20 protein-coding genes are annotated in these 16,855 nt (G+C 70.9%); 4 read left to right on the top strand and 16 right to left on the bottom strand.

What is annotated here, in order from left to right:
• Window positions 1–412: 412 nt before the first annotated feature.
• From ACIP82_RS24320 to ACIP82_RS24280, 9 genes are all read right to left on the bottom strand, one after another.
• Window positions 413–2,215: a ParB/RepB/Spo0J family partition protein gene (locus ACIP82_RS24320; RefSeq protein WP_400656123.1), complete on the bottom strand. Its 1,803-nt coding sequence runs from the start codon at window positions 2,213–2,215 to the stop codon at window positions 413–415.
• Between the two features lie 214 nt (window positions 2,216–2,429).
• Window positions 2,430–3,050 (bottom strand): hypothetical protein, encoded by a 621-nt coding sequence (locus ACIP82_RS24315; RefSeq protein WP_400656121.1) that lies wholly within the window; start codon window positions 3,048–3,050, stop codon window positions 2,430–2,432.
• Between the two features lie 36 nt (window positions 3,051–3,086).
• A complete protein-coding gene (locus tag ACIP82_RS24310) occupies window positions 3,087–3,389 on the bottom strand; it encodes a hypothetical protein (RefSeq protein WP_400656119.1) in 303 nt (100 codons plus the stop codon).
• 66 nt (window positions 3,390–3,455) lie between these two features.
• Window positions 3,456–4,256: a hypothetical protein gene (locus tag ACIP82_RS24305; RefSeq protein WP_400656116.1), complete on the bottom strand. Its 801-nt coding sequence runs from the start codon at window positions 4,254–4,256 to the stop codon at window positions 3,456–3,458.
• 150 nt (window positions 4,257–4,406) lie between these two features.
• Window positions 4,407–4,916 carry a hypothetical protein gene (locus tag ACIP82_RS24300; protein WP_400656114.1) on the bottom strand — a complete coding sequence of 170 codons (510 nt, stop codon included), beginning with the start codon at window positions 4,914–4,916 and terminating at the stop codon, window positions 4,407–4,409.
• Between the two features lie 30 nt (window positions 4,917–4,946).
• The gene (locus tag ACIP82_RS24295; protein WP_400656112.1) at window positions 4,947–5,204 is read right to left on the bottom strand and encodes a hypothetical protein; all 258 of its coding nucleotides are present in this window, start codon (window positions 5,202–5,204) and stop codon (window positions 4,947–4,949) included.
• Window positions 5,205–5,305: 101 nt separating this feature from the next.
• Window positions 5,306–5,980 carry a hypothetical protein gene (locus ACIP82_RS24290; RefSeq protein ID WP_400656109.1) on the bottom strand — a complete coding sequence of 225 codons (675 nt, stop codon included), beginning with the start codon at window positions 5,978–5,980 and terminating at the stop codon, window positions 5,306–5,308.
• Between the two features lie 10 nt (window positions 5,981–5,990).
• Window positions 5,991–6,194, bottom strand: coding sequence for a hypothetical protein (locus tag ACIP82_RS24285; RefSeq protein WP_400656107.1), 204 nt, complete (start codon window positions 6,192–6,194; stop codon window positions 5,991–5,993).
• A 104-nt stretch (window positions 6,195–6,298) separates the two neighbouring features.
• Window positions 6,299–6,427, bottom strand: a complete 129-nt coding sequence (locus ACIP82_RS24280) for a hypothetical protein (RefSeq protein ID WP_400656104.1) — start codon at window positions 6,425–6,427, stop codon at window positions 6,299–6,301.
• A gap of 791 nt (window positions 6,428–7,218) precedes the next feature.
• Here ACIP82_RS24280 and ACIP82_RS24275 point away from each other — a divergent pair.
• The 4 genes from ACIP82_RS24275 (at window position 7,219) to ACIP82_RS24260 (ending at window position 11,261) form a co-directional block, all read left to right on the top strand.
• Entirely contained in the window at window positions 7,219–7,476 is a 258-nt protein-coding gene (locus ACIP82_RS24275; protein WP_400656102.1) for a hypothetical protein, read from the top strand.
• A 599-nt stretch (window positions 7,477–8,075) separates the two neighbouring features.
• Window positions 8,076–8,927, top strand: coding sequence for a sensor domain-containing protein (locus ACIP82_RS24270; RefSeq protein ID WP_400656100.1), 852 nt, complete (start codon window positions 8,076–8,078; stop codon window positions 8,925–8,927).
• The gene (locus ACIP82_RS24265; RefSeq protein ID WP_400656098.1) at window positions 8,924–10,879 is read left to right on the top strand and encodes a GH-E family nuclease; all 1,956 of its coding nucleotides are present in this window, start codon (window positions 8,924–8,926) and stop codon (window positions 10,877–10,879) included. Before ACIP82_RS24270 ends, ACIP82_RS24265 begins: the two co-directional genes overlap by 4 nt.
• Complete coding sequence (locus ACIP82_RS24260) at window positions 10,866–11,261, top strand: ankyrin repeat domain-containing protein (RefSeq protein ID WP_400656095.1); 396 nt, start codon at window positions 10,866–10,868, stop codon at window positions 11,259–11,261. Before ACIP82_RS24265 ends, ACIP82_RS24260 begins: the two co-directional genes overlap by 14 nt.
• Window positions 11,262–11,526: 265 nt before the next feature.
• On the opposite strand, the gene ACIP82_RS24255 is transcribed toward ACIP82_RS24260, so the two are convergent.
• The 7 genes from ACIP82_RS24255 to ACIP82_RS24225 form a co-directional block, all read right to left on the bottom strand.
• A complete protein-coding gene (locus tag ACIP82_RS24255; protein ID WP_400656093.1) occupies window positions 11,527–12,843 on the bottom strand; it encodes a hypothetical protein in 1,317 nt (438 codons plus the stop codon).
• Window positions 12,844–12,977: 134 nt separating this feature from the next.
• Window positions 12,978–13,379 (bottom strand): hypothetical protein, encoded by a 402-nt coding sequence (locus ACIP82_RS24250; RefSeq protein WP_400656090.1) that lies wholly within the window; start codon window positions 13,377–13,379, stop codon window positions 12,978–12,980.
• A 115-nt stretch (window positions 13,380–13,494) separates the two neighbouring features.
• Window positions 13,495–14,196, bottom strand: a complete 702-nt coding sequence (locus ACIP82_RS24245) for a hypothetical protein (RefSeq protein WP_400656088.1) — start codon at window positions 14,194–14,196, stop codon at window positions 13,495–13,497.
• Window positions 14,193–14,456, bottom strand: coding sequence for a hypothetical protein (locus ACIP82_RS24240; RefSeq protein ID WP_400656085.1), 264 nt, complete (start codon window positions 14,454–14,456; stop codon window positions 14,193–14,195). The genes ACIP82_RS24245 and ACIP82_RS24240 overlap by 4 nt, the downstream gene beginning before the upstream one ends.
• Before the next feature lie 119 nt (window positions 14,457–14,575).
• Window positions 14,576–14,872: a hypothetical protein gene (locus tag ACIP82_RS24235; protein WP_400656083.1), complete on the bottom strand. Its 297-nt coding sequence runs from the start codon at window positions 14,870–14,872 to the stop codon at window positions 14,576–14,578.
• Between the two features lie 105 nt (window positions 14,873–14,977).
• Window positions 14,978–15,883 carry a hypothetical protein gene (locus tag ACIP82_RS24230; RefSeq protein ID WP_400656081.1) on the bottom strand — a complete coding sequence of 302 codons (906 nt, stop codon included), beginning with the start codon at window positions 15,881–15,883 and terminating at the stop codon, window positions 14,978–14,980.
• Window positions 15,884–16,011: 128 nt separating this feature from the next.
• Window positions 16,012–16,851, bottom strand: a complete 840-nt coding sequence (locus tag ACIP82_RS24225) for a hypothetical protein (RefSeq protein WP_400656079.1) — start codon at window positions 16,849–16,851, stop codon at window positions 16,012–16,014.
• Window positions 16,852–16,855 lie beyond the last annotated feature (4 nt).

The raw sequence follows: 16,855 nt of genomic DNA, 5'->3' as shown, positions 1-16,855 counted from the left end.
AACGGACCGACGGGTGCCCGCAGGCCCTCTCGCTGCACCGAGTCCGTCATGACTCCTCGCCCTCCACTCCGCAGTACTGTTCGGCGCGGTCGCACCGGACACAAGGATCGGCCGGCCCACCTTGTGGCGGACCGGCCGATCGGGTCAGGGGCGGGGGGGGGGGGGCCCCCCCCCCCCCCCCCCCCCCCCCCCCCCGCCCGGGGGGGCCCCCCCCCCCCCCCCCGGAAAAGGGCCCGTAAGGGGGGGGGGTAGGGGGCGCCCCGACCCCCCCCCCCCCCCCACAGCCCACTAAGGGGGCGCCGGGGCCCCCCCCCCCCCCCGCGCGGCCCCCCCCCCGGGGGGGGGCCCCGCCCCCGGGGGGGGGGGGGGGGGCCGGGCCCCCCCCCCGCCCCCCGCCCCGTCCAGCTCCGCTCTAGGCGGCGAGCACCGCGTCCAACTTCTGCTCCTGCTCCACCGGCTCCTCGGTCCGGCCCTGCTCCACCGCACCGGCCTCCGGCTCGCCCTCGACCTCCGCCGCAGGGGCCTCGGTCTGCTGTGCCTCGGGCTCCCGGTCGGCGCTGTCCTCCGGGGCCTCTCCGGTGTCGTGCTCGGAGTCCGCCGCGTCCTCGTCCTCGGTCCGGGCGTCCGCCGTCTCGGGAGCCTGCGGGGCGGCCTGGCCGTCGTCCTTGGTCGGGTTCACGCTGGCGAGGTACCGGTCGATCATGTCGGTCTCGATGTCGGCGGGGGTGTAGCCGAGGTGGTCGCGCATGACGATCAGCGCCTTCGCCAGGGCCTCGTGGACGCCCGCCCAGACCTTGTTGGTCCTCATGACGTTCACTTCCAGGGCGGCGAAGATCTGCGCGAGCAGCACCTTGCCCCGTCGCTCCTTCCCGATCCGCCCGGCGTACTCCTTGAGCCGCGCGGCAGCGTCCTCCTGCAAGTTCGCCTTCTCCTGGTAGCCGGTCGGCGTGAGGTCGGTACCGCTGGGCATCAGGCCGAGCAGGTCCGCCATGAACGCCCGGTTCGGGTTCTTGACGTACGTCCCGTACCAGTCCGGCATCTCGGTGGTGACGCTCATGATCAGCGTCCATTCCGCGTCGGGGACCTTCGCGCCCTTGATCGCTGCCTTCTGGGCCGCGCGGCGGACCTCGGTCGCGGCCTTGAACGCCGCGTTGCCCGCCTTGACCGCCCGCAGCTTCTCCCGCTCCTCCTCGCTGGTGGCCGCCTTGCCCATGCGGGCGCGGGCCTCCGGGCTCAGCTCGTGGTACTTCTTCCAGTCGGCGCACAGGTGGACCGGCTCGCCGTACTCGATGAAGTAGGCGCGGCCGGGGCACTCCTCCACGTGCCGCTCGGGCTTGATCGCCTTGCCCAGGCCGGTGACCAGGTCGCGCAGCGGTCGCTGGGGCTTGCCCGTCCAGTCGTACTCGAACTCCACCTGGGGAGCCCCGGCGGCCTTCAGCGCCGCGATGGCCTTCTGCCGTGCCACCTGCTTGTCGCGGGTCTGCCGCAGCTGCGCCATGGCGTGCTGCCAGTGGCCGTCCCCGCCGCCCGCCTTGAGGTCGCGGTCCATGGCGCGCACGAGGTCGTTCAGGGCGCTGGGAACGTCCTTGACCGTGTCGTAGTCGGCCATCTGCACGAAGTCGAAGTCGTTCTCCGACGCCTTGCGGAAGGCGTTGGGGTCCATCGCGGTCGCCTTCTTGGCGGCCTTGAACTGCGCCGGGGTCAGACCGAGTGCCTTCGTGGCCTTGGCCCGCTGGGTGGGGTTCATACGGACGGCCGCGAGCTGGGTGACCTTCCGGGCGATGTTGGCGGCGGTCATGTCCTTGCGGTGCAGGTTCTCCACCAGGGACTTGGTCAGCGCCTCGGCGGTCGCGCCCTTGAGGTCCTCGCGCAGGATCACCGGGAGGGCGAACGCCTCCTCGTGGTTCTCCTTGGCCAGCTTCACGGCCTCCAGCGCGGTGAGCCAGCGGCGCTGCCCCATCAGGACGCCGTACTCCGGCAGCGGCTTGCCCGGCTCGGCCAGGGCCTCGGCCTGCTCCTTGGTCAACGGGCGGATGATCACCGGGGTGTCGACGCCGCCCAGCATCACGGAGTCCAGCATCGCCTGGTCGAGTTCCACGTCCTCGTCGCGCACGTTGTGCGGGTCCAGCACGAGCGTGCGCGGGTCCACCTGCATCAGCTCCATGGAGCGGGTACGCAGGCCCGTGGGGGCGGCGGAAGTAGCGGTAGCGGTCATGGTGGCATGCCCTTCTCGACGAAGTGTTCGGGTTGAGCCGGAAGGAGTGCCACCCCCTTCCGACATGAACAACAATAGCATCCTCAACCACTATTGTCGAGCGGGGAAAGCGCCTCCGGTCCAGGTCAGGGAGTGTCCGGTGCCCTGCTCGGCCGACCCGACCGCCACGGTCCCGCCGGTCCGCCGGCCCGGCGGCGGCCCGGCCGGCTCGCGGTCAGCGCGGTGCCGTGTCGTGGACGTGCATCCGGTAGAGGACCCGCAGACGCAGGGCCAGCCGCCCGGTCGCCACCGGCCGTTCCAGCACCGACGGGCCCGCCACGATGAACCGGCGGGCACGCACCGGCAGCCGCCACTCGCCCCGCCACCAGCAGCCGGCCGGGTGCACCGCGCACCGCGTGCTCCACCCGGCCCGGGGGAACGGGTGGGCGGCGTGCACCGCCAGGTCGTTGTGGCCGCCGCTGCCGTACTGCTGCTCCACCCGGCCCAGCGGCCCCTCCAGCACCCACGTCCCGCTGCCGAGCTCCACCCCCCGGTGGACGCGGACCTCCTCGCGCAGGGACAGCGGCGGCAGGGCGGAGAAGGGGGCGCGGTGCACCGGCCACACCGTGACGGCGGAGCCGGCGCCGTCCTCGTCGCGCTCGGTGGCGTAGCCGCGATCGCGCAGCGCGGTCCGCACCGCGCTGGCCGCCGGGCCGCAGTCGGTGCGCAGGACCCAGCGGCCGTGCTCGCCGGGGCCAGCCTCGACCTGCCCGCTGGTGAACGCGGCGTACCCGGGCCGGCGCCGCAGGTCCACGGCATCGCGAGCGGTGGCGGTGATGGTGGTGATGTCGAGCATGGAGTCCTCCTGATCGGGTGTGATGCCGGCGGGCGGTCAGGCCAGCACGGCGGTGAGGGCGTCGAGCATGGGGCCGAGCCGGGAGCCGTGCTGCTGGGCGGCGCCGCGGGGGTGGCTGCGGTAGACCGCTTCGGACGTGAAACTGGTCGTGCCGGTGAGCAGGACAACCCATCCGTCCCATCCGTCCCGCCCGGCGGTGGGCGTGATCTGCAGGAGCCGGCTGTCGGGAAGTTCGGCTTCGATGAAGTCGCAGGCGTCGCCTTCAAGGACGTGGCCGGTGAGGCCGCGCTGCGCCAGGTAGGTGATGACGGGGGTCAGGTCGACGGTCAGGTAAGACACGGTGAACCTCCTGGTTCTGGGGGCGGGTCGGGGGCGGCCGGGTGCCGGGCCGCCCCCGGTCAGAGGTCAGAGCTCGATCTCCAGCGCGTCGTCCTCGGTGGGCGGGCGCCACTCGGCCAGCGCCTCCACGGCGCGCACCAGGCCCGCGCTCCAGCTGAGGTCGACCGTCCTCTTCCATCCCGATTCGGTGACCAGCACGACCGTGTTGAGGTCGTACAGGCCCTCCGCGCCGGCGAACGGGCCGTACCCGGGCACCACGGCCCGCGCCGGCAGCTTGCCGTCCACCCGGAGCTCCTCGGTGGCCTCGCGCAGCTCGCTGCGCACCAGGGCGGTGAGGCGGGCGCGGATCAGGTCGGCCGCGGCCCGGTGGGTCTCCTCCAGCTGGGGCAGGGTGAAGTCGTCTAGGTCCCGGGCGGCCGGGAGCAGCAGGCCCGGGGTGGACGGGGTGCTGCGGGGCGGGGCCAGGCAGGCCAGGCACTGGGCCGGGCGGTGGTACTCCTTGGCCCGGGCCGTGACGAACTCCTGGACGGCGGCCGGGGCGCCGAGCAGGCCGGCCTGGACCGCCTCGAACCAGTCGTGGGGCTGGACATCGTCGAAGGGGCCGGAGCCGGTGAGGTGGAACCGCACGACGGGCAGGAGGGAGTCGGTGTCGGGGTGCACCGCGGTGCCGGCGCTGATCTTCACGCCGTCCAGGTAGATCCGGACGGCGGTGGTGTTCTCGTCGTCGTCCCTGTCGACCACGATGTCGACGCGCGGCGCGAGCTCGTCCGGGCACTCGTCGGCGGGACGGGCGGTGACGGCCAGGAGCTGCGGCAGGACGGCGGCGAGCGCGGCGAACTCGACGGGCGGGTTGGCAGTGGGGGTCATGGGAGGGTTCCTCTCGGTGGTGGGCCGGCCGCGCTGGCGGCCGGTCTTCGGGGCGGGGCGGGGCTGTCGGGGCGTGGTGCGGTGGCCGGACGGGGCTGCGGTCCGCTTCGCAGACGGGAGCGGACCGCAGCCCGGCGCGGTGGGTGCCGGTCAGTAGCCCAGGTAGAGGCCGTGCGAGCGCACGCGCCGCTCGTGCTCGGCGAGCAGCTCGGAGGCCCGGACCTCGGAGATGCCGAACACCTGGAAGTCCTGGTCGAGCCGCCGGACCTTGGCCGCGGCCTCGGCGGCCAGCCGGCGGGCCTCGCTGAGGCTGCGCCACGCCCCGGCCACCTGCCGGTTCAGCGTCCGCTCGTGCATCGACCGCAGGACGTCCTGCATCTGCGGCTGCGTCAGGAGGTCGAGCACCAGCGGCGCCAGCTGCTCGGTCGGCTTCTCGGCAGGCACGACCCGGTCACTGCGGGGCAGGGTGGCGCGGCTGCCCTGCAGCCTCCACCCACCGCTGGCGTCCCGGACGTGGAAGAAGTCGATCTCCAGCTCGCGGCGGTAGAAGACCCGCACGGTGGTGACGACGGTCAGCTCGGTGTGCTGGTCCGTGCCGACCGGCACGATGACCTCGGCCGTGGCCTTTCGCCAGGGCAGTTCTGCGTGGTGGCTGTCCACGTGATGATCTCCAGTTCGCTGAGTGCCCGGTCAGAGGGCCAGGGCGTTGGCCAGTTCGTCCGGCGTTGCTCGCACTACGAGGGCGTACGCCCGTTCCAGGGGGTCCTGCGCGTTGACCGAGACCGTCCAGCTGCTGGGGTAGTAGGGGGTGTCCTCGGCGACGACGAAGTTGTGACGGATGAGCTCGACCGCGTCGGCGTTCGACAGTTCGGGGTAGTTCTTGCGCTGGTCGGCCGCTGTTGCGGCGATCGCTCCGGCGAGCTCGTCCGGGCGGGACGTGGTGGTCACGGGGCTGGTTCTCCGAAGTCGGTGGGTGATCGGTGGTGAGGGGTGCCCGCCGGGCCGGTCTGCGCGGCGGGCACCCGGGAGTGGGGGAGGGGCCCTGGCTGCTACGCGGTCAGTCCGGCGGCGGCCACGGCCTTGTCGATGAAGTCGCTCTGCAGGTCGGCGGTCTCGCACACGACCTCGTCGTAATCGGTGCCGGCCAGGTGCTCCCGGACGCGCTCCCACTCCTCGTCGGTGAGCGTGCGTTCGAGGTGCAGCTCGACCGTTTCCCGGTCGATGTAGGCGACGGCCAGGCCGAGCGGGGCCAGGTCGATCAGCGCGGCGGAGACGTCCCCGAGGTACACGTCGCGGACGAAGTCGGCCAGGGCCTGCGCCCGGTGCGGGTGCCGGTCCCGGTCGCGCAGTCGGTGCACCCCGGCCCAGGCGGCCAACTGGCCGTTCAGCGGGCCGAAGTCGGCACCCTCGAAGTGCACGGGGCGCCAGGCGTGCGAGACGGTCGGGTCCTTCTCGCCGGGGAAGGTCCGGTTCTGGGCGAAGGTCAGGCGGATGCTGTCCATGACGGCACCGTTGCCGCCCAGCAGTTCGGCCCGTACGCCCTCCCAGCTGTCGCCGTAGTGGCCGGTGGCGAGCGTCACCTTGATCACGCGGGCGTCGGTGGGCTCGCCGGCTTCGGCGACGGGGCGCGCGTACAGCGCGGTGCCGATCAGCTGGACGTCGGCGAGCCCGAGGTCGAGGCGGGGAAGGATGTGTGCGGCGGCCTGCTCGTGGGTGATGGCCATGTCGGGTTCCTTACTCGTTTTCAGTGGTCTGGTGGGTGACGCGCGTCTCGCGGTCGTGGCCCATGAGCTTGTGGCGGTTGGCGGCCAGCCATGTGTGGGCCGCCGCTTCGGTGGCGAACGGACCGGCCTCGGTGTACCAGTCGGGGCCGATGCGGAATCCCTCGGTCTCGATGAACCACCCGGCATCGCCGGAGTAGAGGGGCTGATCGGACATCGCTGACTCCTGGTTCTGCCGCAGTGCGGCGGTCCTTGCGGGGGAGGGTGAACGGTGCGGGTTCGGGGCGGTGGGCGGTCCGGGGGCCGCCCACCGCCACCTGGTCACCCCTTGCGGTCCTCGCCCCGGGTCTGGCGGGGAACCCGGCCCTTGGCGTCGGCGTTCTCGGTGCTCCTGCGGGGGCCGGGCACGGTGGGGATGGCGCGCCGGTTGAAGTCGTCCTGCTGGGACATGGGTCGCTCCTTCGGTTGCGGGTTGAGCCGGAGCCGGGTGCCACCCCGTTCCGACATGAACAATAATAGCAGACTTAGCCACTATATTTGGTTCTGTGTGGCCCGCTTCACACGAACGGACCAGCCCAGAGCAACAGTTCACCGCCGGTGTCGGCGCCGTCGGGCGCCGGCGCGGGTCTGGCGGGCGCGGCCTCGACGGCCGCAGGGCCGCCCTGTCCGGGCAGGGCCGGCGCGCCGGCGACTGCCTGCCGTAGATGTCACCTTCGAGGGCTGCTGACCTGGGCTGGTGCCAGTTCCTGGCGGCACGATGGTGGCTGGGCTGCCAGGTGTTGTTGGCACTTACGTACAATGTTGCACGCAGCAGAACCGGGGTGTGGAATGCCGGATTTCTCGGAAACTCGCTCCCTCGGCGGGAACTTCCCCGTAGATTCCGCCTGGCGTTGTCAGCTCACAACGAAGGGCGAAGAGGCGTGGCCTCGGCGTTGCCTGGTGGATACCCAGCGAAGGCGGCTTCGGGTACTGGCTTGTGGTCCGATACCAGTGACCTGGGCGACCTCGCCCATGTTCACGCGGGGTTCGATGCCCGCAGGACGACATTGAACCTTGCGGCCGGCTGGAGCGACGGGTGGACCGCGACGTGGTGCTCCGGCCGGACGCCGGTCACCTGTTCGGTACGGAATCTCGGTGAGGTCGAGGTGGTCCAGACCGCTTGGACAGCCCGACCGGCTACACCGTACGGCACCTGCGCAGAGCCGCCAGCCTCAACCGACCTGAGCCCGCGGTTCTCACGGATGGCCGGCCAGGACGGGCAGCTCGCGGCGACGGCGCTGATCTGGACGGACATCAACCAGGCCGAGTACGCGCACGGCCCCGTCCTGACCGGGATGCGGTGCTCGGGAGCCGACACCACCAGGCTCATCGACAACATCACCCAGGCGTACACCCTCGCCAACCGAGCAGCCACCGTGCGCGCCATCCTGCGCGGCCGGCTGGAGACCTACGCCGCCCGCCTCGCCGCCCGCATCGACCAGGGACGACCCCCACGCTGACCCACGGCGGCGACGAACGAGCCGCCCCGCGAGTCTCTCGCGCATGGGCTTGGTGAGCCTGCGGTCGTTGTCGATGCGTTCGCGGACGTCAATGTGCCGGAGAAGACCGAGGTACTGGCAGGCGGGGTGTAAGTCCTCGTGGCACGCCCCACCACACTGGGAGACGTATCACTCGATCGGGTGAATCCGGATCGCCGGTGAGCATGCTGTTCGGCCCGGCGATGTCACGTCCGCAGAGGGCGGCGCTTCGGTGCCTCTCCCCGAAACCCAGCTGATGCCGTGTGAACGGGAGCGCTGCCGGATCGGGTGCCGGTCCGGTCTCGCGAGCGGCATGGCCATGAAGTACGTCCGCACCGGCCCGTGCTCGGTGACGAGCGGTTCGGTCCTGCCGGAGTCGGCACATAGTCACGACGGCGGTCAATGAACGTTCCGGCGGCGGAGAGTATCCGGGCGGTGCGCCGATCGGAATGCTCAGCGGGGCCTCAAGTCGGCGGAGAAGGGCTTGCCGCGGTGGGCCGGATCGGCCACTCTGTGCATCGGATATCCACAGAACGTGATCAGGCTTGTTGATTTGACGCTGTGTCATGGGGGGATGAGGCGTGGCCGAGGACTCCGATTTCATCATCGAGCCGCCGAAGGCGGGCCCGGGCGGCGAGGGTCTGGCGGGTGCCCTGCCCCGGCCCTCGGCGCCGGCGGACGATCGGGGGCCGCTGCAGGAGGGCTTGGCGGCGCCGCAGGCCGTCCCCGGGGAACCGGGGCCGGGCGGGCCGATTCCTGCGGGCCGGGCGAAGCGCAGACTGCTGGTGGCGGTCGCCGCCGTGCTGTGCTTCGGGCTGGCTGCCGCCGGGGGGTGGTGGTGGCTTCGGGCGTCGGACGGCGGAGACCTGCACGTGGCGGCCGGGACGGTACAGGCGGACCTGCTCGTCCCGGACGAGGTCAGCAGGCTGGCCGGGACGACACTGGTGGCCGGTCCGAGGGGCAGTGAGCCTGCCGAGGCGGTCGACGTTGAGCCGTCGGGCTGCGCGATGGCGGCGGGACCGGCCACCAGGTCGGTCTACGGGAACGAGTGGACGGCGTTCCTGTCGGCGACCTACCAGGACCCGGCGGGAACGGGCGACCACACGGTGACCCAGGTCGTCGGCGTCTACCCCGACGAGGACAAGGCCTCCGCCGCGTTCCGCAGGCTGGACAAGGGCCTCAAGGCATGCCCGTCCGCCGTGCGAACCGACCCGGACGGCAGCACGTCGAAGTGGACCTACAAGACCGACACCGCTACCCCGGACACCGTCGGCTGGACGGCGACACAGGACTCCGGGGACGGCTGGGCCTGCCACCGCCAAGCCCGCCTCAAGGGCCGGACGGTCCTACAGGTGGCGCTCTGCTCGGCAGGCGACGGCCGGCCGGCCGTCGCGCGGATCGCGGACCGGATCGCAGAGAAGGTGACCGCATGACCCCCCGGCACCCGGCACCGCGAGAGGCAGCAGCCCGCGTTCCGGGCGTCGCGTGGCGCAGCGTGTGCCTGATGCTCCTGGCGGCGCTGGTGCAGGTACCGATGGCCGGTGAGAGCGCGTCCGCCCCGGCGGCCGATCCGCCGATCGGCGCACTGACCGCCCCGGCCGCCGTTGCTCCCATGCCCGAGCCGCTTCGGCCGAGCGCGGGCTACCCGGCCGCCCTCAACACCCGGATCGCCGCCTTCGACCAGCAGATCGGGGCCCTGCCCCAGCGCGCGAGCGACCTGGCGGCGGAGACCCGCAAGCTCACCGAGAGCACCGCGACCCTGAAGGCGAACTCCGAGGCCGCAGCCAAGGACTCCTCCACCGCCCTGGGCAAGGCATCTGCCCTCAACTCCAAGAGCGCCGCCCTCAACTCCCGGATCGCCGCGCACAACGCCGCACCGCACGTCTTCCAGCTGCCCGCCGAAGCCGCGGCCGCGAGCGCGTACGACGCAGAGAAGGCCCGGCTCGACGCCGAAGCGGCCCAGCTCCAGGCGGAACGGGCCGCGATCGAACCAGAACTCTCGAAGGCCAGCGCCAGGCAGTCCCAGCTCGCCGACGAGGCCGTGAAGCTCGGCGTCCTGGCGCGTTCCCTCGGTGCGACGGCCACCGCGTTCCAGAACGAATCACAGCAACTGGTCTCCCAGCGGCAGCAGCTTCTTCAGGACGCGGCCACCGCGAACCAGGGCCTCATCGGCACCCCGCCCGCCCCGACGCCGATGGCCCGGGGAGCCGACGCCCCCCGCCCGTCGACACCCGCCGCCCGCGGCACCGGTACGCCGTCCGCAGGCAGTGATGCCCGCTCCCCGGCTGGCAGGAACGAGGTCATCGACGCCTACGCAAAGGCAAACGGTGTCAAGGTCGATAAGCGGCCCGTCACCGCCTACCTGGCTCCCGACGCCGTCAACCGCCTCGACGCCTCCGACCTCGCCCGGCTTACCCCCGCGGCCACATACGACGCCCTGGTCCTGAAGCCCAACGGCCACTACAAGGCCCTCCAGGTCCAGGATGCTGACAGCGAGACAGGGTCCGGGCAGGGGGCCTTCAACAATGCACTCGCGAAGGGTGGCCAGGCCACAACCGCCAACGGTGACAAGAAGATCATCGACGAAGTCGAGACCCTCTATACCTGCGAACCCAACAGCTTCACCGAGGGGACACCGGTTCTGCTCGCCGACGGCAGCACCCTGCCCATCGAACAGATCACCCCCGGCACCCAGGTACGCGCGACCAACACCACCACCTGGAACACATCTCCCCACACAGTGACCGCAGCGATCCGGCATACCGGACCGCACACCATGGTCGACATCACCACCGGCAACGGCGCAACGCTGCACGCAACCGACCGGCACCCCTTCTGGAACGCCAGCACCGGACGCTTCAGCGACGCAATCGACCTCAAACCCGGCAACGACCTGCGCAAACCCGACGGCACGACAGCCAGAGTCGCCTCGACCCGCACCTACCCGCAAGATCTCACGGCCTACAACCTCACCGTTAGCGGCGTACACACGTACTATGTGCTGGCGGGGTCGACGCCGATCCTCGTGCATAATGCAAACTGCACCCGGGGGGCGGATGGCCGATTCTTGCCGAATCCGAGCGTGGTTTCGGATGTGCGATATGCGAGAGTGACCTTGCGCTCATCGACCAAGACCGCGATCCAGGGTGCTGCTCCAAGGGATGTGGATGGGAACTTCATCGACCCGAACACTGGCCAAATCATCCCTGCAAGCGGGCCATTTCATTACGGCCACAAGCCAGGTTTCGAATACTGGCGAAGCCGCGATATGGCTGCCGCAAACGGTTGGACGCGAGATCAGTTTATCGAGTATGAGAATGATCCGAGCCACTATCAAATCGAAGATCCCTACAACAATTTGAGTCATCAATATGAGCAACAGTAGCGCAAGTGTCGACCGTCTCCGCCAAGCAGCTCTTCGTGGCAATGTGTCCGAGATTGAGATGCTTCTAGGCTCGGGGGTCGATGTGAACGCAGGTGACAGCAACGGGTTTACGGCCCTTCATCTAGCCGCCCAAGAGTGCCAAGTGAATGCCGCTCGAGCGCTCCTGGATGGCGGCGCCCTTGTGGATCAGAAGAATCGGTTTGGCAACACCCCGCTGTTTGTTGCCGTGTTCAACTCGCGAGGGCGCAGTGAAATGATTGAACTGCTTCGCTCTCGTGGCTCGGATCCGCACGCAGAAAACAATAGTGGGCAGACGCCGCTTGGCCTGGCCCGACTTATTGCGAATTATGATGTACGGATGCACTTCTCGGATCTCGATTAGCTTTTGGAAGTCGCATCCTAGGCATACCAGACGGCCTGGTGCTGGAGGCGGAGGACGTAGGCGTAGACGGCGGCGGTGACGCCAGTGTGGGCGCGGCCGAGGATTCCTTGATGGCGACGAACTCGGCGCTCCATTTTGACACAGAGAGACATCGTTTACTACTGGGGCTGAGTGAGAATCCGCCAGCTTCAGTGCGACAGGGCATGAGTTTTATCAGGCGCGCCAGAAGTATTCCGATCTTGGTGACAACTGTTGAAGCTATGTGTCAACTAAAGGCATCTGTCGCAGCGCCGGCCGACCCGATCGCCGGGGTGAAGATCTCCCTCCACAGCCGGGCAAACCCGGGCCTGGCCTTGTCCGGCACCCCCGCCGGGGCCACGACGAACAGCTCCTCCGTCATCGGGTAGGACGACCCCCGCCGCTTCGTCACCACCCGGCTGATCCCGCTGGCGTCGGTCTCCACCACCACGCCGCCCCGCTCCGCGCTCGCCGCGAGCAACGCCACCGCCTCCTCCCGCGCCATCGGCGGCATGCTGCTCACGGAGCGCCAGGCGGTTCCCTTGCGCACGCACCCCGGGCCCGGGCGGGAGCACTGCGGGCCGTGGGCGGCCTTGCACTGCTTGGTTCGGCCCGCGGTGATGATCCGGCGGACCCGGTAGACGGTCCACGGGCGCCGGCGCAGCTCGGCCTCCAGTGCCTCCAGGGCGGCGCTGTTCTTGGAGCCGCCGAGCTCGCGGCGCAGCGAGGAGTCGGCGTACAGGGTGCACCGCGGATTCAGCGCCTCGGCCACGTACTCCAGCACGGCCGCCTTGACGATGGCCTCCGGGAGGCGCTTGGCCCGGGCCAGGTGCTCCTTGATGGAACCAGAAGAAACCGGAAAAGGGCACATAGTACAGTAAGATTTGGGGTATATCACGCCAAATCGGTCTTCCAGGTAATCCAGTAGCCGCGGCCTGTCCCAGCCCCATTCGATCAGCGGATATCTCGGGTGACGCCCCGGGCTCGTGTAGGTCAAGTCCCTTTTGGCGCGCGCGACTTCGAGAGAATCAAAGCCGATCCAGTGACAGAACGGGCCGTCCGTAATATTCGTTTCGAACCATTTGTCCAAAACTTCGCCTTTAAAGCGAATGCTGCACAGTCGCTTGCCGGCCGCGTACATCGGCAGCGTCCCGGAGGCGGCGAGGTCGTCACCGAGGTTCCACGGGGCCCGGCGCACGATCCGCTCGGGCGAGCGGCTGTCGGACAGCACCGCGATGCCGTCCTTGGCCATCGACGGGCCGGCGCGGCCCACCTGGACGTAGCGCACGCCGTAGCGCCGCAGCAGCGGCAGGACGTGCTCCTCCGCCAGGTCGTAGGTGTCCGGCCACTCCTCGCCGACGACCGCGGTGACCACGATCAGGTCGGACAGGTCGCCTCGCAGGCCGTAGCGCGGCGGATCGGCGAGGACCCGGACCAGGATCGCTGTCGAATCTGCACCAAGTCCCCAGCAGAGAACGGTAGTTGAGCACTCGCATGTCTCGGCGCGGGAGACCAGGGAGTAGGGGGCGGGGGCGGCCATCAGGGCCAGTTGTCTGCTGCTCACGGCAGGGCTCTCCTCGGAAGCTGACCGCGTGTCGCGGTCGGGGCGGGTCGGGGGCGGCCGGCTCGGCCGGAGCCGCAGGCCGGCCTCGGCGCCCGGCCCGGCGCAGCAGCGCCGGACCGGGCGGCGGGCGGGCGTCAGCCCTGCTGGCCGGTGAGCACCAAGGGGTTCTCCTGGTCGATCGCCTCGACCAGCCCGGCCCGGAGCGCCTCGCTGTCGACCAGTGCGGCGATCTCCCGGGTCAGGACCCGCGCGCGGGTGATCAGGGAGCCGAAGCCGTGGGAGAAGTGGGGGAAGCCGTTGGGGCCGAAGTGCGCGTCGGCGGTCCACCGGGTCTCGCCCGCCAGGCGCGAGTAGAACATCGACTGCGGCTCGGCCTGCGGGGCGGTGGTGGCGCGGAGATGGGCGTCCAGGCCGACGACGGGCCCGAAGATGCCGGACTCCTCGCGGCGCTCGACCTTGACGACGGCGACGAACACCGTGCTCGATCCGTTCTCGGTGGCGACCTGCACCGGGACGGGCGGGTTCTCGGCGGACATGACGGCTCCTTGCTGGACAGGACGGGTTGAGCCGGAGCCGGGTGCCACCCCGTTCCGACATGAACAATAGTAGCAGCTCTAGTCACTATTGCCAAGCGTGGGGAACCTCCTTCGGCTACAGCGACACCGTCACCGGCACCCCGGCCGTGTGCCCGGCGAGCCGGAACAGCGCGGCCACCGAGTCCGGGTCGACGTCGGCCGTCGCGGTGGAGCCGTCGCAGTAGCGGACGAGCGCGCCCTCGGCGCTCCAGGCCGGCCCTGCGTCCGGCCTCCCCGAGGGGCGGAACGTCACGGACACGGCGTAGGCGCCGGCCGGGCTGCGGTACTGCCTCGTCTCGCCGAACGTCCCCCAGAAGTGCGCCCGGGCGCACCGGGCGTCCCGCTCGGTGGCCGACGCCCCCGCCTCCCCCTCTCCGGCGGCGGGGCAGGTGAACTCCCAGGCGGCGTGAGGCTGCTGCAGGGCGGGGCCGGAGGGCAGAGGCCCGCCCTCGGCGTCGGGGTGACCGGTCTTGGCCCCGGCGGCGAAGATCCAGCGGAGGACGAAGGCGGCGGCCTGCCCGGTGTCGGCGCACCGCGCGCTGCCCTCCTCGATCGTCTCGCCGGTGGTCTCGTCGTCGGCGTCGCTGACCAACTCCCACTCCAGCCTGCCGTCGGCCAGCAGCAGGAACAGGCTGCGCGGCGAGCCGCCGATGGTCAGCGGGATCTCGGTGTTGCCCAGGTGGAGGGGATCGCCCGCGACACCGGCGGGAATGCCGTGGTCGGCAAGCTGGTCGGCGAGGGCCTGCGAGCTGTCGAGCGCGTCAGCGAGGCTGGTCATGGTCGGGTTCCTCCGAGGGTGGTGGTGGAAGGGCTGGACTGCTCGCGCGGCGGGTGTGCCGGCCGAGCGGGGGCGGCCTGCTGCGCCAGGTCGGCCAGCAGCGCGGGGGAGGCGATCAGCACGCTGCTGAGGCAGCGGTCGGCGCGGCAGTCGTACCAGACGCCGCAGTACTGCTGCTCCCGGGAGCCGCCGGGCGGCCGGAGGTGCATCGGGCCGTGGTGGGTGCAGGCGGGCCGGGTGGCGGGAAGGTGTTCGGCCATCGGTGGGCTCTTCCTTTCGGGCAGGACGGGTGGAACGGCGGTGGCCTTGCGCCGAATTCGGGGCGGCCGACTCTGCGGTCGGGCTGGGTCGACCGCCCCGGGCCGGATTTCCGCTCGGGCTATCGGCCGGACGGCCGGCTGATCAGGCGCAGGCTGGCAGTCTGGGCGTCGTACATGCTCGCGCCGTCGGTGAGCGCGGTCGTGGTGGAGTTGACGCGCCAGGGTGTGCGGTCGACGGTGAGGCTGAACGGCTGCGGGTTAGAGCCGCTGGTGTTGAGCGCCTCGATGGTGTCACCGGGACGGATGTCCTCCGGGGCGATGGCCCCGCGGCCCTGGACGGCCTCCTGCTCCGTGGTGGCGGGGCCATCGGTGGCAGCCGCCTGGGTGGGGGTGGCCGAAGGGTTCGTGGTGTTCATCTGGTCTCCTCGATAGTCCGTGGTGGCGGGCGACACAGGCCCCCGCGACATGAACAACAATAGCAGATGTAGCCACTATTGCAAGCCTGGTCATGCCGCCCTGGCTCAGCGGCGGGGCCTCGGCGGGCGGTGGTGGCGCAGGTTGACCAGGCTGACGCGCTCCCCGCGCCGATGGTGGCGGCCGGGCTCGGTCGGCAGGTGCAGCGCGGCGCGGGCGGTCACCAGGGCCGCCCCGATGCGCTCGGCGACGTCCACGGCACTCCGGCGCCAGCGGTCCCCGGGAGTCAGCTGCTGGTGCGCCCGGTCGATCGCGATCCGGGCCGCGCGGTAGCTCACGATGTGCACGGAGGCGGCCAGGGCGGCCCGGTCGAGCGCGATCCCTGCCCGGATGCCGCTGCGGACGCAGTCCTCGGCCGTGCAGCCCTCGCAGGCCGGATCGGCCAGCACGGCGGAGAGGTCCACGGGCGGTGGGTCCAGCAGGGCGGCGCGGGCGTTGTCGAGCACGATGGCGGTGCTCCACGGGTCGCCGATCGCGTGGAGCACCGGTTCCTTCGCGCTCTGCTCCAGGGCGGCCAGCAGGGCGGCCACCGAGCGCCCGGTGTCGAGCACCAGGGCCTGCGTCGCGAGCTCGCGTTCCCGGGCGCGGTGGCACCACCGGCCGCCGCACCGGCACACCGCCGGGTCCACCGGTTCCGGCTCCGGCCGGGGTGCGGGGAACACGATCAGGGCGTCCCTGAACATGAACCCCTCCCGGATGTTCACCCGGGTCAGCGGGTGGCCGGCGGCGGCGAGCCGCTCGGCGCAGTCCCGGAACGCCTCGTCCCGGCGGTGGAAGTTGCCGGTGTCGGCGCGGTGCGCCGGGCCAACGAGGTAGGTGAGCTGGGCGGCCTGCCCGTCGGCGGTGGGCACCACGGTGAACCCGTCGACGAGCGGGCCCGTGCTCCGCGGGTGGGCGGGCTCCAGGACGGCCGCCACGGCGGCGACCAGGGGGGTGTCGGTGCGGACGGACACAGGGGCTCCTCGAAGCTGGAAGGGGGTGGGGTGAGTTCCTGTCGGGACGTGGAGGCCGAGCACTCCGCCGGGCCCGCCCGGTGCGGGCGGGGCTTCTTCGACATGAACAACTATAGCATACATGGCCACTATTGGGAGGTGTGGGAAAGGGCCCCGAGGTCCACCGGCGCCGCCGCCCGCTGCGCCGCACGCCGCGCGGCGGCTTGTCCTGCGCGCTCCAACTGCGCTGCGGCGTCGGCCTGCTGATGCTCGCTGAACGACTTCCCGCCCTGCCTCCTGCGAGTCCGGGCCAGACGGTTGGCCACCATGCCGACCTTGATGTCCGGCCCGGCCGCGATCAGGTCGGATGTGGCCTGGTCGACGTAGCCGGCCGCCTCCAGCGCGGCTGCGTCGGGGAAGACGTCGGCGTGGCGGTCGTTCGCGGTGTCGATCAGGTGGTCCTCCGTCCCGCCCAGGCTGAACCGGTAGTCGAAGTTCACCGGCTCGCCCATCTCCGCGATGACGGTCCGCAGGGTGGTGACGGCCTTGGTGTAGGCGTAGAAGCGCACGTGCGGAGCGGACTTCATGATCTTGAACCAGGCGCGTGTGTACGGAATTGAGTGGAAATCACCTGAATCGTGAATTCTCACGCGCGCGTTAGCCGCGTACCTGGGCCGGCGCAGCTCGGCGATCATCCATCCTTCCCAGGTGGAGAGGTGGTCCAGCGTCAGCTCGAGGTTGCGAAGGTGGCTGGCGCGCACGCCGGGGAAGCGCTTGTAGGAACTGGTCGAGTCGTAGGCGAAGCACATCCGGCCGCAGGCGCTCGCCTCCGGGCAGACGTTGTACTTGGCGCCGCTGCTGAGGGTCACCCACCAGGCGGGCAGTGTCCACGTGAAGATGTTGTCGCGGGCGAGATCGGTGTTGTTGTTGGTCAGCAGGTAGGCGCGGGGCTTGGCCGGCGGCGCGTCGAACAGGGTCAGGTCGTCCATCGGG

The organism is Kitasatospora sp. NPDC088548 (assembly GCF_044753005.1).
Classification (GTDB): Bacteria; Actinomycetota; Actinomycetes; order Streptomycetales; family Streptomycetaceae; genus Kitasatospora.
This window is presented reverse-complemented; position numbering and strand designations above follow the sequence as displayed.

Bases quoted from the DNA above. Each gene is read 5' to 3' on its own strand.
- ACIP82_RS24260 (WP_400656095.1), top strand. From the start codon at position 10,866: ATGAGCAACAGTAGCGCAAGTGTCGACCGTCTCCGCCAAGCAGCTCTT.
- ACIP82_RS24290 (WP_400656109.1), bottom strand. From the start codon at position 5,980: ATGGCCATCACCCACGAGCAGGCCGCCGCACACATCCTTCCCCGCCTC.
- ACIP82_RS24280 (WP_400656104.1), bottom strand. From the start codon at position 6,427: ATGTCCCAGCAGGACGACTTCAACCGGCGCGCCATCCCCACCGTGCCC.
- ACIP82_RS24225 (WP_400656079.1), bottom strand. From the start codon at position 16,851: ATGGACGACCTGACCCTGTTCGACGCGCCGCCGGCCAAGCCCCGCGCC.
- ACIP82_RS24240 (WP_400656085.1), bottom strand. From the start codon at position 14,456: ATGGCCGAACACCTTCCCGCCACCCGGCCCGCCTGCACCCACCACGGC.
- ACIP82_RS24320 (WP_400656123.1), bottom strand. From the start codon at position 2,215: ATGACCGCTACCGCTACTTCCGCCGCCCCCACGGGCCTGCGTACCCGC.
- ACIP82_RS24315 (WP_400656121.1), bottom strand. From the start codon at position 3,050: ATGCTCGACATCACCACCATCACCGCCACCGCTCGCGATGCCGTGGAC.
- ACIP82_RS24245 (WP_400656088.1), bottom strand. From the start codon at position 14,196: ATGACCAGCCTCGCTGACGCGCTCGACAGCTCGCAGGCCCTCGCCGAC.
- ACIP82_RS24305 (WP_400656116.1), bottom strand. From the start codon at position 4,256: ATGACCCCCACTGCCAACCCGCCCGTCGAGTTCGCCGCGCTCGCCGCC.
- ACIP82_RS24265 (WP_400656098.1), top strand. From the start codon at position 8,924: ATGACCCCCCGGCACCCGGCACCGCGAGAGGCAGCAGCCCGCGTTCCG.
- ACIP82_RS24275 (WP_400656102.1), top strand. From the start codon at position 7,219: ATGGCCGGCCAGGACGGGCAGCTCGCGGCGACGGCGCTGATCTGGACG.
- ACIP82_RS24285 (WP_400656107.1), bottom strand. From the start codon at position 6,194: ATGTCCGATCAGCCCCTCTACTCCGGCGATGCCGGGTGGTTCATCGAG.
- ACIP82_RS24250 (WP_400656090.1), bottom strand. From the start codon at position 13,379: ATGTCCGCCGAGAACCCGCCCGTCCCGGTGCAGGTCGCCACCGAGAAC.
- ACIP82_RS24235 (WP_400656083.1), bottom strand. From the start codon at position 14,872: ATGAACACCACGAACCCTTCGGCCACCCCCACCCAGGCGGCTGCCACC.